We start from the raw sequence: 13,104 nt of genomic DNA on the forward strand, positions 1-13,104 counted from the left end.
CGCCACGATCCCTGCGCGGCTTCGGCTTGACCGCGGTTTACCCGCGCCGCGCCGCGCTCTACGTCTGTCGGCCGACAGGGAGGATCTTTTGCCCGAACCGCTGACCGCACGCTCGCTGCTCTTCGCGCCGGGGGATAGCCCGCGCAAGCTCGTCAAGGCGGGCGCGAGCGGCGCCGATCTCGTGCTGCTCGATCTCGAGGACGCCGTGGCCGAGGCGAACAAAGGCGAGGCCCGCCACCTCGTTGCCGAGCATCTGCGCACCGCCGCGCGCGCCCAGCCGCAATGGGTGCGGATCAACCCGCTCGATAGCGCGCACGCCCTTGCCGATCTCGCCGCGATCGTTCCGGCACGGCCCGACGGCATCATGCTGCCCAAGGCGACCCGCGCCGAAGCCGAACGGCTCCACCATTATCTGACCGCGCTCGAGGCCGCCGCCGGGCTCGCGCCGGGCGGAATCCGCACGATCGTGGTGGCGACCGAGACCGCCCCTGCCCTGTTCGGGCTCGGCGACTATGCCGGCTGCCCGCGGCTCGCGGCGCTGACCTGGGGCGCCGAGGACAGCGCGACGGCGCTGGGCGCCACCGACAATCGCGACGAGAATGGCGACTATGAATTCCCCTATCAGCTATTCCGCGCGCTCTGCCTCGCCGGCGCCGCGGCCGCGGGGGTGACGCCGATCGAGACGATCCATGGCGATTTCCGCGACCTCACCGGCCTCGAAAAGGTCGCCGCCAAAGCGCGCCGCGCCGGGTTTCGCGGGATGATGGCGATCCACCCCGATCAGGTGCCGGTGATCAATCGCGCCTTCTCGCCCTCGGAAGCCGAGATCGCGCAGGCCGAGCGGATCGTCGCGGCTTTCGCCGCCAGCCCCGGGGCGGGCACGATCGGGCTCGATGGAGCGATGCTCGACATGCCGCATCTGAAACGCGCACAGGCCGTGCTGGCGATGGTGCGTGGCTGATTACGACGATTGAGTATTCATAGTTTCCAACTAGATAGGGGTGGGGGTTCTGTTGGGGCGCGTACCATAAGATGATCGAGGCCGAGCCCGCGCACGAACCGCTGCCGGTTGGCGAGGACGAGTTCCGCATGATCGCGGACAGCGCCCCGGTCGCGGTCTGGGTGACGCGGCTCGATCGCACCCGAAGCTTCGTCAACCGCGCCTATGTCGAGTTCGTCGGCGTGCCCTATGACGAGGCATTGGCGTTCGACTGGCGCCGGATCATCCATCCCGAGGACGCCGCGCACCTGCTCGCCCAATCGGTCGCCGGCGAAGCCAGCCTCGGCACCTTCGATCTGGAGGGGCGCTACCGTAACGCCAAAGGCGAATGGCGCTGGCTGCGTTCGACCTCGTCGCCGCGGCGCGACATGCAGGGCCGGCATATCGGTTTCATCGGCGTCGCCCACGACGTGACCGAGGCCAAGGAGGCCGAGCTGGCGCTGCGCGACCGCGAGGCACAGCTTTCGGCGTTCATCTCGCAATCGACCGCGGGGTTCGCGCAGGTCGATCTGGAGGGCCGCTTCACTCTGCTCAACGACCGCTTCTGCGAAATCGCCGGCTGGAGCCGCGACGAGCTGATGGGCATGCGGATGCTCGACATCACTCATCCCGAGGACCGCGACCGCAACCGGCCGCTGTTCGAGCGCGCGGTGGCGGTGGGCACGCCCTACACGCACGAGAAGCGCTATGTCCGCAAGGACGGCAGCATCGTCTGGGTCAACAATTCGGTCTCGGTGATCCGCCGCCCTGACGGCGAGCCTTTCGGGGTGCTCGCGGTGACGCTCGACGTCACCGGGCGCCGCGAAGCCGAAGGCCGGCTGCGCAAGAGTGAGGAAAGCCTGCGCCTCGCCACCGAGAGCGCCGGCATGGCGAGCTGGGAGCTCGACCTTGAGACGATGGAAGGTGAATGGTCGCCCAATCGCTTCGATCTTCTCGGGTTGGATCGCCGGGCGGATAGCCGGGGGAGCTTCGACGAGTGGATCGCGCGCATCCATGCCGACGATCGCGAGAGGGTGCGTGCCGCGGCGCAACGCTGCTTCCGGACCGGCCAGCCCTATACGATCGAATATCGCGTTTGCCGGGCCGACAATCGCGAGGAGCGCTGGCTGCAGAGCCATGGCAGCCGGATCGACTATGACGACAGGCGCCCGAGCCGCTTCGTCGGCGTCTCGTTCGACATCACCGACCGCAAGCGCGCCGAGGAGGAGCTGCGCGCGAGCGAGGGGCGCTTCCGGACGATCTTCGAGCAGGCCAACGACTTCCTCCTCACCACCTCGCTTGATCAGGTGATCACGTCGGTGAACCCTGCGGTGGTCGCGGCGCTCGACTATCCCGTGGAGAAGATCGTCGGGGCGAAGATCGGCGATTTCATGGATCCGGACCAGCTCGCGCTGGCGATGGCCGCATTCGAGCAGAAGATGCGCGAAGGCGGCAGCACGCGGCTGACCGTCACCGTGCGTGCACGCGACGGCCGTCCGCTGATCTGGGAGATCAATTCGCGGCTGACCACCGATGCCGAGGGCAAGCCGACGGGCCTCCACGCGATCGGACGCGACATGACCGAGGCCAAGCGCGCCGAGGCGCATCTGCGCCTGCTGGTCGACGAGCTGAACCACCGGGTCAAGAACACGCTGGCGATCGTCCAGGGCGTCGCCCAGCAGAGCTTCAAGGGCGCAGTCGATCCCGCAACGGCGCGAAGGGCGTTCGAAGGCCGGCTGGCGGCGCTCTCGGAAGCCCACAATCTGTTGACCCGCGAGCATTGGGGCGCCGTGTCGATGGCACAGATCATCGGCGACGCGGTGGCGCCGCACGGCGATGCCGGCCGATTCACCTTCGAGGGTCCTGATCTGCCGATCCTCCCCAAGACTGCGATCAGCCTCGCGCTCGCGATGCACGAGCTCGCGACCAATGCGGTCAAGCATGGCGCGCTCTCCCGGCCCGAAGGCCGGGTCGCAATCCGCTGGGAACGCATCGAGCGCGACGGCGGCACGAGGCTCGCGCTGGTGTGGCAAGAGCGCGGCGGCCCCGCGGTGACGGCGCCGACGCGCCGCGGCTTCGGCACCCGGATGATCGAGCGCGGCCTCGCCGCCGAGCTCGCCGGCACGGTCGCCATCGATTTCCGGCCGGACGGGCTGGTATGCACCGTCGATGCCCCGCTTCCGGAGGGCGCCGAATGAACGGCTGGCAGGGTCTGCGCGTGCTGGTGGTCGAGGACGAGCCGGTGGTGGCGATGTGCCTCGAGGACATTCTCGACGGGCTCGGCTGCCACCCGGTGGGCCCGGCCGGCCGGCTCGCGGAAGGCCTCGTGCTGGCGGAGCGCGAGGCTCTCGGCGCTGCGATCCTCGACATCAACCTCGCCGGCGAGCGCAGCACGCCGATCGCCGAGGCGCTGCGCCGGCGCGGCGTGCCCTTCGCCTTCGCGAGCGGCTATGGCGCGGCACCCGAGGGGTTCGAGACCTGGCCCCTGATCGAGAAGCCCTATCGCGAGGCCGATATCGACGCGGCGCTGAAGGCGCTGCTCGGCTAGGGCAAGGGCGTCAGGCCGGCTCGGGCATGCGCTGACGCACTTCTTTCGCCAGCTTGTCGCTCAGCTCGGCAAGGTGATCGAACCGCGCCTCGAATTGCGCCAGCCCCTGGCTCAGCGAGCGCAATTCGGGGTCGAGCCCCGACAGCTCGGCCTCGGGCATCAGCAGCTCGATCGCATCCCAGCGCGACCAGCCATCGAGCGGGGCGATTCCGAGCATCTGACCGCGCCGGCTGGTCGCCGCCGAGGTGATCCGCGAGACCGCGCTGCCCGGCGCGCGGATCGTCACCCGGGCGATCGGCTCGAGCAGATAGGGCGCGGCCGCGGCCAGCGCCTCGGTCATCGCGATCCGGCCTGCGGTGCGGAAGGCGAGCTCGGAGCTGTCGACGCTGTGAAACGAGCCGTCGACCAGCGCCACCGCGACGTCGACCACCGGAAAGCCGAGCGGACCGCGCTGCATCGCGTCGCGCACGCCCTGCTCGACCGCCGGGATCCACTGGCGCGGGATCGCGCCGCCGGTGATCTTCTCCTCGAAATGGAACCCCTCCCCGCGCGGCCGCGGGCGGATCTCGATGATCACGTCGCCGAACTGGCCATGGCCGCCCGACTGCTTCTTGTGGCGGCCATGCTGGGTGACGCCGGTTCGGATCGTCTCCTTATAGGCGATCGTCGGCTGGCGCGACGCGACCGCGACGCCGTAGCGCCGTTCGAGCCGCGCGAGCACCACCGCGAGATGCTCCTCGTTGGTGCCGTGCAGCAGCGTCTCGCGGGTCGCCTCCTCGAATCCCCATTGCAGCGCCGGGTCCTCCTCGGCGAGGCGATTGAGCGCGGTCGACAGCCGCACCTCGTCCTTGTGATCCTTCGCGGCGATGGCGAGCGTCGAATGGGTGAGCGGCGGGATCGCGACCGACGGTGCCGCCGGAGTCCGCCCGGCCATGCCGAGCCGATCGCCGGCACGCGCCGAATCGACCTTGGCGATGCCGACCACGTCGCCCGGCTCGGCGCGCGTGGTCTTGGTCGTCGCCGTGCCCTGCAGCGCGAACAGCGTGCCGGTCCGCAGCGTCTTGCCCTCGCAATCGCGCAGCTCGGCCCCCTCGGCCAGCGACGTGCCGAAGATCCGGGCGAGCGCCAGCCGGCCGACCGTGCTGCCGTGCGAGACCTTGAAGACCTGCGCCGCGGCGCCGTCGACACCGAGCCGGTCGGCGGCCTGCCCGGCCACCGGCGTGTCGTGGCGGAGCATCTTGAGCAGCCGGCGGATCCCGAAGCCGTTGAGCGCCGAGCCGAACAGCATCGGCACGATCAGCCCCGCCGCGGTCTCGCGCACGATATCACCGAACACCGTCTCGGGCGGCGGCACCTCGTCGTTGAGCAATTGCTCGAGCAGCACATCGTCGTGATCGGCGAGCTGCTCGAGCATGTGGAAGCGCGCGCCGGTCTCGTCGTCACGCAGATCGTCGGTCAGCGGCACCGGCTCGGAGGCGCGGCCGGGCTGATAGTGATATGCTCGTTCGAGCGCGAGATCGACGAATCCGGTGATGCGCTCGCCCTTGCGGATCGGGATCTGGCGCGCGACGACCGCGGCGCCGCTGAGCGGCTGGAGCGCTGCCAGCAGATCCTCGATGCTGCCGCGGGCCTGATCGATCTTGTTGACGAAGAGCGCGTGCGGAAGCCCGAGCGTCTCGAGCCGGCGCAGCAGCGGCTCGACCAGCGCCGCGCGCTCCGGATCGGGATCGATCACCACCAGCGCGAGATCGGCGAGCTCGAGCGCCCGCCCGGCATCGGCGGCGAAGGCGAGCGAGCCGGGCGTGTCGATCAGCACATAGGTTTCGCCCATCCATTCGAAGCGGGCGAGGTTGAGCTCGGTCGAGCCGCCGCGCGTTCGGGCTTCGGGACTGGCATCGCCCACGCTCGTGCCCGCATCCACCGCGCCGAGCCGGGCGCTCGTGCCGGTCGCGAACAACAGCGATTCGAGAAGACTGGTCTTGCCTGCGCCGGCGGGGCCGACGATCGCGATTGCTCTGGTGCCGTGGCTTGCCTGATCCATAGCGCGCCTCTCCTGCGTGCCCCGCGTCTGTCGCGCAGGGGTCCGTGGGAGTCGCGACCATCGGCCCAGCCGCGGCCGAACGCAAGCCGCGATCCGGCATCCCGCCGCGACGGGATACCGGCGCCCCGCTCAGGCCGCGGCCGCCACCGGCGCGATCCGGCCGGCATGCGCGAAGGCCGCCTCGATCGCCGTCTCGCGCTGCTCGGCGCCGAGCGCCACGCCTTCGGCGACGACGAACTCGACATCGCTGACGCCGATGAAGCCCAGCATCGTGCGGAGATGCGCCTCGGCATGCTCCATCGGCGCGGCCGGGCCCTGCGAATAGACGCCGCCGCGCGACAGCGCGACGATCACCTTCTTGGCCCCGGCCAGCCCCTCGGGGCCGTTCGCGCCGTAACGGAAGGTCTTGCCGGCGACGAGGATGTGATCGAACCACGCCTTGAGCTGCGAGGGCATGCCGAAATTGTACATCGGCGCGCCGATCACGACGATGTCGGCTTCGAGGAACTCGTCGAGCACCGCCGCGGCCTCCCCGGTCGCATATCCCGGCAGGGTCAGATGCGGCAGCGGATCGGCGGCGAGATCGCGATAGCGCGTGTCGAGCCCTTCATGCGTGGCGCGCAGCCGCGCGACGATCGCCGCGGATACGGCGCGGCTCGCCGAGGTTTCGCCCTGGATCGAGGAATCGAGATGGAGAAGTTTCATGGGGGACTATCCAAATCCGTTTCGGTCCCCAACTAGCTATGGAGGTAGCTAACCCCCGCCAAGAACGCATATTTTCAGGACCAGGTCACATGGAATTGACTGCCACCGCCGCGCTCGTGCCGATCGATCATCGCGGCGAGCGCTGCATCGCCATCGCGCGCCACCTCGCCTGGATCGGCGACCGCTGGACGCTGCCGGTGGTGGTCACGCTCGACGACGGACCGCTGCGCTTCAACCAGCTGCGCCGGGCGGTTTCGGGCATCTCGCAGCAAATGCTCACCCGCACGCTGCGCGGGCTCGAGCGCGACGGGATCGTCAGCCGGACGGTGCACCCCACCGTGCCGCCGCAGGTCGAATATGCGCTGACCCCGCTGGGCAACTCGCTGGCGGACCAGGCGCGCCAGCTCGGCGGCTGGGTGCAGACGAACCTGCCGGCGCTGACTGCGAACCGCGCTGCGTTCGATGCCGGCGTGTAGGCATTTCGAGCCGAGTCGCGCCCGGCAAATGTAGGATTTCCAGCGTCTAGAGTCGCAAGAGTCGCGATAGAATGACTCGTGCGTTGCGCGAGTGGGAAATATTATTGCGCGCGGCCTGTAGGAGATCGACGAGGTCAAAGAGCGGGCGCGGACAGACGGCGCCGACGCGCATCGCATCATGCATAATCCTACATTGCAAGTTAGAGTTGGGGCAACAGGTCGCTGCGCCCGACCGCGTCACATCTACTGGCCCGACGATGAAATTCGAAATCGTGACCAAGAAATCAACCTTGGCCGTGTAATATCTCCTCAACAACTTGCCCCTAGCGTTCGCACAACGACTTCGGGGGGATCAATATCATGTCGAGCTATGGCGGCGTCGGTGCAGCGAGCAACGTCAACACGCAGACGGCGGGCGACCAGCTTCGCCAATCGGTGACCCGGCTTGCCGACGGCAGCCTGATCGCGGTGTGGGAAACGACCAACACGACGCAGGACGGCAGCGGCTCGGCAATCATCATGCGGCACCTCTCCGCCACCGGCGTTCCGATCGGAAGCGAGGTGGTCGTCAACAGCCAGACCGCGGGTAGCCAGACCAAGGCGCAGGTGAGCGCGCTCGCGGGCGGCGGCTATGTCGTGACGTGGCAGACCGCCGATACGACGCAGGACGGCAGCGGCACCGCAGTGAAGGCGCAGATCTTCGACGCCGCGGGCGCCGCCGTCGGCAGCGAGTTCCGGGTCAACAGCTTTACCTCGCTCGACCAGCTGCAACCGACGGTGACCGGGCTCGCCGATGGCAGCTTCGTGGTGGCGTGGCACTCGACCGACACCAGCCGCGACGGCGCGGGCTGGGCATTGGAGGGGCAGCGCTTCAGCGCCAGCGGTGCCGCGCTCGGCAGCGAGTTTCGCATCAACAGCAGCGCGTTCGGATCGCAGAACAACGCCGACATCGCCGCGCTGGCCAATGGCGGCTTCGTCGTCACCTGGCAGATTGGCAACTCCGGTTCGTCGAACGCGACCGCGCGGGTCTACGACGCCAATGGCGTGGCGCAGGGCAACGACATCCTCGTGACGAATTCCGTGGGCGAGCTCGACACCACTGTCGTCGCGCTGGCCGATGGCGGCTTCGCGGTCGCCTATGCGCGCGGCAGCGGCATCTTCTTCCAGCGCTTCGACGCGGCGCGCGCCAAGGTCGGCGCCGAAGTCTATGTCGGCGACGGGCTGCTGCCCGAGATCGCGACGCTGACCGAGGGCGGCTTCGTCATCGGCTGGCGCGCGAACGGCAGCCAGATGCAGGCGCGCGCCTATGATGCGACGGGCGTGGCGACCAGCGCCGCGTTCACGCTCAACACCGACACCAATACCGGGATCGAGGGTTCGCTGGTCGGGCTCGCCGGCGGCGGCTTTGCCAGCTTCTCGTCGAGCGGTTCCTCCGGCACCGGGACGGGCCAGGACGTTCGCGTCCAGATCTTCCAGCCGCTGCCCAACGTCGCGCCCGAGCTGGGCGCGGCAACCCGCAACATTGCGATCGCGGAGAACGGCACGACCGTCGCGACGATCACCGCGACCGACGACGGCAGCCCTTCGGCGCTGACCTATTCAATCTTCGGCGGCGCCGACGCCGCGCGCTTCACGATCAACGCTACCACCGGCGCGCTGCGCTTCGCGGTCGCGCCGAACTACGAGGCGCCGACCGATGCCGGCGGCAACAATGTCTATGACGTGATCGTCCGCGCCAGCGACGGCGCGCTTGCCGACACGCAGGCGATCGCCGTGACGGTGACCAACGTCAACGAGGCGCCGGTGATCTCGTCGAACGGCGGCGGCACCACGGCCGCGATCACGCTTGCCGAGAACAGCGGCGTGGCGGCGACGGTGGTTGCGGCCGACCCCGAATCGACGACGCTGGTCTATTCGATTTCGGGCGGCGTCGACGCTGCGCGCTTCGCGATCAATGCGGCGACCGGCGTGCTGAGCTTCGTCGCCAATCCCGATTTCGAGGCGCCGGCCGATAGCGGCGGCGACAATGTCTACAACGTCATCGTCCGCGCCAGCGACGGCAGCCTCGTCGACACCCAGACGCTGACCATCACCGTGCAGAACGCCAACGAGGCGCCGGCGATCACGTCGCCGGCATCGTTCGCGGCGAGCGAGAACGACACGCTGGTCGGCGTGATGACGAGCAGCGATCCCGAGGGGACCGCGGCGAGCTGGTCGATCGCCGGCGGCGCCGACGCGGCGCTGTTCAGCATCGACGCGACCACCGGCGAGCTGCGCTTCGTCGACGCGCCCGATTTCGAAGCGCCCGGCGATGCCGATGGCGACAATGTCTATGACGTGGTGGTGCGCGCGAGCGACGGATCGCTTTCCACCGATCAGGCGCTCACGGTGACCGTGGGCAACGTCAATGAAGGCGTGACCTTCACCTCGCTGCCGCTCGGCGAGGCGGTGGCGCTGTTCCGCCCGGAGAATGCCGGCGAGGTCTTCACCTTCACCGCGGCCGATGCCGATGGCGACGCAGTGAGCTACACGCTGTCGGGCGCCGATGCCGCGCTGTTCACGATCGACGCGGCGACCGGCGCGGTCAGCTTTGTCGGCACGCCCGATTACGAGGCGCCGGGCAGCAGCGGCGGAACCAACAATTATGTCTTCACCGTCACCGCGAGCGACGGCGTGTTCTCGGCGAGCCGCGCCGTCGGGGTCGGCGTGTACAATGTGAACGAAGGCCTTTCGATCACGTCCAATGGCGGCGGCGTGAGCGCTGCGATCGGCGCGACCGAGAACAGCGTTGCGGTCACCACCGTGACGGCGAGCGATCTCGACGGCGACACCCCGGTGTTCGCGATCGCCGGCGGCGCCGATGCGGCGCTGTTCAGCATCGACGCGGCGACCGGCGCGCTCGCCTTTGTCGCGGCGCCCGATTTCGAGGCGCCCGGCGATGCCGATGGCGACAATGTCTATGATGTCGTGGTCTCGGCCGGCGACGGAAGCTTCGTCACCGCGCAGACGCTCGCGGTGAGCGTGGGCAACGTCAATGAAGGCGTGGCGTTCACCACGCTGCCGGCCGGCGAGGCGGTGGCGCTGTTCCGCCCCGAGAATGGCAGCGAGGTCTTCACCTTCACCGCGGCCGATGCCGATGGCGACGCGGTGAGCTATTCGCTGTCGGGCGCCGATGCCGCGCTGTTCGCGATCGATGCGGCGACCGGCGCGGTCAGCTTCGTCGGCGCGCCCGATTTCGAGGCGCCGGGCAGCAGCGGTGGGACCAACAACTACTTCTTCACCGTCACCGCGAGCGACGGCGCGCTCTCCGCGAGCCGCGATGTCGGGGTCGGCGTGTACAATGTGAACGAAGGGCTTGCGATCACCTCCGGCGGCGGCGCGATTGGCGTGGCGGAGAACGGCGTTGCGGTCACCACCGTGACGGCGAGCGATCTCGACGGCGACACCCCGGTGTTCGCGATCGCCGGCGGCGCCGATGCGGCGCTGTTCAGCATCGACGCGGCGACCGGCGCGCTCGCCTTTGTCGCGGCGCCCGATTTCGAGGCGCCCGGCGATGCCGACGGCGACAATGTCTATGATGTCGTGGTCTCGGCCGGCGACGGCGCGTTCGTCACGACGCAGGCGCTGGCGGTGACTATCGGCAACGTCAACGAAGGTCTCGCCATCGCCTCGTTCGGCGGCGGCGCCTCGGCCGGGATCGGCATCGCCGAGAACGGGACGGCGATCGGCACCGTGTTCGCGACGGACAGCGACGGCGACGCGATCTCCTATGCGATCGCCGGCGGCGCGGACGCGGCACGCTTTGCGATCGATGCGAACAGCGGTGCGCTGCGCTTCGTCGCCGCGCCCGATTTCGAGGCGCCCGGCGATGCCGGCGGCGACAATGTCTATGACGTGATCGTCTCGGCGAGCGATGGCGGCTTCGTCGACACGCAGGCGCTGGCGGTGACCGTGCTCGACCTGCGCGAGGGCAATGTGATCACCGGCACCAACGCCGCGAACACGATCTCGACGAGCACCAGCGCATCCGGCCAGCCGCGCGCGACGCAATATGAGGACAGCATCTACGGGCTGGGCGGCAACGACACGATCTCGGCCGCGGGCGGCGCGGACTTCGTCGATGGCGGCGCGGGCAACGACAAGATCACCGGCGGCGCGGGCGCGGACATCCTGACCGGCGGCGCGGGCGCGGATCGCTTCATCTACACCGCGACCGGCGACAGCCAGTTCGGGGCGATGGACGTCATCACCGACTTCAGCCGCAGCCAGACCGACCGAATCGATCTTTCGGCGATCGACGCGCGCAGCACCACGACGGGCAACCAGAGCTTCGCCTTTATCGGCACCGCGGCCTTCTCGCACGTGGCCGGGCAGCTGCGCTACGAGCAGCACGACGGCAGCACCTTCGTGTCGGCCGACGTCAATGGCGACGGCGCGGCCGATTTCGCGCTCCAGCTCAACGGCTCGATATTGCTGACGACGGCGGAGTTCGTGCTCTGACCGGCGAGGGTCCGTAAGCCGGGCGCTATTCGACGGTGACCGACTTGGCGAGATTGCGCGGCTGATCGACGTCGGTGCCCTTGGCCACCGCGACGTGATAGGCGAGCAGCTGCACCGGCACCGCATAGACCAGCGGCGCGATCAACGGGTGGACGCTCGGCATCTCGATCGTCGCGACCGCATCGTCGCCGGCCTGGGCCAGCCCTTCGGCATCGGAGATCAGCACCACGCGCGCGCCGCGCGCCTTGGCTTCCTGCATGTTCGACACGGTCTTGTCGAACAGCGGGCCCGAGGGGGCGAGGACGATCAGCGGGACGCTGTCGTCGATCAGCGCGATCGGGCCGTGCTTCATCTCGCCCGAGGCATAGCCTTCGGCGTGGATGTAGCTGATTTCCTTGAGCTTGAGCGCGCCCTCGAGCGCGAGCGGATAATCGGGGCCGCGGCCGAGATAGAGCACGTCGCGCGCCTGCGCGATGGTGTGCGCCATCGCCTCGATCTCGGCATCGTGCGCGAGCGCGGCGTTGATGCCGGCGGGTGCCTCGATCAGGTGGCGGACGATCGCGCGCTCCTCGTCCTCGGCGAGCCGTCCGCTGGCGCGGGCGAGGTTCACCGCGAGCGCGGCCATCACCGCGAGCTGGCAGGTGAACGCCTTGGTCGAGGCGACGCCGATCTCGGGGCCGGCATGCGTCGAGAGCAGCAGATCGACTTCGCGCGCCATCGAGCTGGTCGGCACGTTGATGATGCCCGCGGTGGTGACGCCATTGGCCTTCATGTGGCGCAGCGCCGCCAGCGTGTCCGCGGTCTCGCCCGACTGGCTGACCACCACGCCGAGCGTGTTGGGCAGCAGCACGGGATCGCGATAGCGGAACTCGGAGGCGACATCGACCTCGACCGGCAGGCGGGCGAAGCGTTCGATCCAGTATTTGCCGATCATCCCGACATAGGAGGCGGTGCCGCAGGCGACGATCGCGACGCGCTCGATCTTGCTGAGATCGAACCCCATGTCGGGAAGCGCGACCTTCTGCTCGACCGGGCGAATATAGGATTGCAGCGTCTGGGCGACCACGACCGGCTGTTCGTAGATCTCTTTCTGCATGAAGTGGCGGTGATTGCCCTTGTCGATCAGCGCGGCGCTGGCGCCCGAATGGACGATCGGGCGATCGACGGGCTGGTTGTCGCGATCGAACACCTCGATCTTCTCGCGGGTGACCACCGCCCAATCGCCTTCCTCGAGATAGGCGATGCGCTGGGTGAGCGAGGCGAGCGCGTGCGCGTCCGAGCCGAGATAATTCTCGCCTTCGCCATAGCCGACGGTGAGCGGCGCGCCGAGCCGGCCGCAGATCAGCATGTCGGGCTGATTGCGGAACAGGAACGCGACCGCGAAGGCGCCGTGCAGCTGGGGCAGCACCGCGGCGACGGCTTCGCGCGGGCTCTTGCCGCCTTCGAGCTCGCGGCTGACGAGGTGCGCGACGACCTCGGTGTCGGTCTGGCTCCTGAACTCGCGACCCTCGGCGATCAGCGCGTCGCGGAGCGGCTTGAAATTCTCGATGATGCCGTTGTGGACGATCGAGACGTCGCCGACGATGTGCGGATGGGCATTGTCCTCGGTCGGCGCGCCGTGCGTCGCCCAGCGCGTGTGGGCGATGCCGATCCTGCCCGGAAGCGGGCTCTCGGCGAGGCGCGCGGCGAGATTGACGAGCTTGCCCTCGGCGCGGCGGCGCTCGATCTCGCCGTCGTGGAGCGTGGCGATCCCGGCCGAATCATAGCCGCGATATTCGAGCCGCTTGAGCCCGTCGAACAGGCGCCCCGCGACATCCTGGTTGCCAACGATACCGACAATTCCGCACATCGAACC

8 protein-coding genes are annotated in these 13,104 nt (G+C 68.9%); 5 read left to right on the top strand and 3 right to left on the bottom strand.

All coding sequences use genetic code 11. The features are described from left to right. Positions 1-88: 88 nt before the first annotated feature. The 3 genes from E5A74_RS05035 (at position 89) to E5A74_RS05045 (ending at position 3,527) form a co-directional block, all read left to right on the top strand. Positions 89-961, top strand: a complete 873-nt coding sequence (locus E5A74_RS05035; RefSeq protein ID WP_135983122.1) for an HpcH/HpaI aldolase/citrate lyase family protein — start codon at positions 89-91, stop codon at positions 959-961. A 71-nt stretch (positions 962-1,032) separates the two neighbouring features. Further along, entirely contained in the window at positions 1,033-3,177 is a 2,145-nt protein-coding gene (locus E5A74_RS05040; protein ID WP_135983123.1) for a PAS domain-containing sensor histidine kinase, read from the top strand. Further along, positions 3,174-3,527: a response regulator gene (locus E5A74_RS05045; RefSeq protein ID WP_135983124.1), complete on the top strand. Its 354-nt coding sequence runs from the start codon at positions 3,174-3,176 to the stop codon at positions 3,525-3,527. Before E5A74_RS05040 ends, E5A74_RS05045 begins: the two co-directional genes overlap by 4 nt. Positions 3,528-3,537: 10 nt before the next feature. Here E5A74_RS05045 and E5A74_RS05050 read toward each other — a convergent pair whose 3' ends face one another. Together E5A74_RS05050 and E5A74_RS05055 are read right to left on the bottom strand one after the other, a co-directional pair. Then, positions 3,538-5,568: an elongation factor G gene (locus E5A74_RS05050; protein ID WP_135983125.1), complete on the bottom strand. Its 2,031-nt coding sequence runs from the start codon at positions 5,566-5,568 to the stop codon at positions 3,538-3,540. A gap of 129 nt (positions 5,569-5,697) precedes the next feature. After that, positions 5,698-6,273, bottom strand: coding sequence for an FMN-dependent NADH-azoreductase (locus tag E5A74_RS05055; RefSeq protein ID WP_135983126.1), 576 nt, complete (start codon positions 6,271-6,273; stop codon positions 5,698-5,700). A gap of 89 nt (positions 6,274-6,362) precedes the next feature. Between E5A74_RS05055 and E5A74_RS05060 the strand changes: the two genes are divergently transcribed. Both E5A74_RS05060 and E5A74_RS05065 read left to right on the top strand, forming a co-directional pair. Further along, positions 6,363-6,749 (top strand): winged helix-turn-helix transcriptional regulator, encoded by a 387-nt coding sequence (locus E5A74_RS05060; RefSeq protein ID WP_135983127.1) that lies wholly within the window; start codon positions 6,363-6,365, stop codon positions 6,747-6,749. A gap of 360 nt (positions 6,750-7,109) precedes the next feature. After that, on the top strand, positions 7,110-11,249 hold the full coding sequence (locus E5A74_RS05065; RefSeq protein WP_135983128.1) for a beta strand repeat-containing protein: 4,140 nt from the start codon (positions 7,110-7,112) through the stop codon (positions 11,247-11,249). 25 nt (positions 11,250-11,274) lie between these two features. On the opposite strand, the gene glmS is transcribed toward E5A74_RS05065, so the two are convergent. Further along, positions 11,275-13,098 (bottom strand): glutamine--fructose-6-phosphate transaminase (isomerizing), encoded by a 1,824-nt coding sequence (glmS, locus tag E5A74_RS05070; RefSeq protein ID WP_135983129.1) that lies wholly within the window; start codon positions 13,096-13,098, stop codon positions 11,275-11,277. Between the last annotated feature and the right edge of the window lie 6 nt (positions 13,099-13,104).

Origin of the sequence: Sphingomonas naasensis, assembly GCF_004792695.1 — a bacterium.
In the GTDB taxonomy this organism is placed as follows: Bacteria; Pseudomonadota; Alphaproteobacteria; order Sphingomonadales; family Sphingomonadaceae; genus Sphingomonas; species Sphingomonas naasensis.

Coding starts and splice junctions, on each gene's coding strand:
- E5A74_RS05040 (WP_135983123.1), top strand. CDS start 1,033: ATGATCGAGGCCGAGCCCGCGCACGAACCGCTGCCGGTTGGCGAGGAC.
- E5A74_RS05045 (WP_135983124.1), top strand. CDS start 3,174: ATGAACGGCTGGCAGGGTCTGCGCGTGCTGGTGGTCGAGGACGAGCCG.
- E5A74_RS05050 (WP_135983125.1), bottom strand. CDS start 5,568: ATGGATCAGGCAAGCCACGGCACCAGAGCAATCGCGATCGTCGGCCCC.
- E5A74_RS05055 (WP_135983126.1), bottom strand. CDS start 6,273: ATGAAACTTCTCCATCTCGATTCCTCGATCCAGGGCGAAACCTCGGCG.
- E5A74_RS05060 (WP_135983127.1), top strand. CDS start 6,363: ATGGAATTGACTGCCACCGCCGCGCTCGTGCCGATCGATCATCGCGGC.
- E5A74_RS05065 (WP_135983128.1), top strand. CDS start 7,110: ATGTCGAGCTATGGCGGCGTCGGTGCAGCGAGCAACGTCAACACGCAG.
- glmS (WP_135983129.1), bottom strand. CDS start 13,098: ATGTGCGGAATTGTCGGTATCGTTGGCAACCAGGATGTCGCGGGGCGC.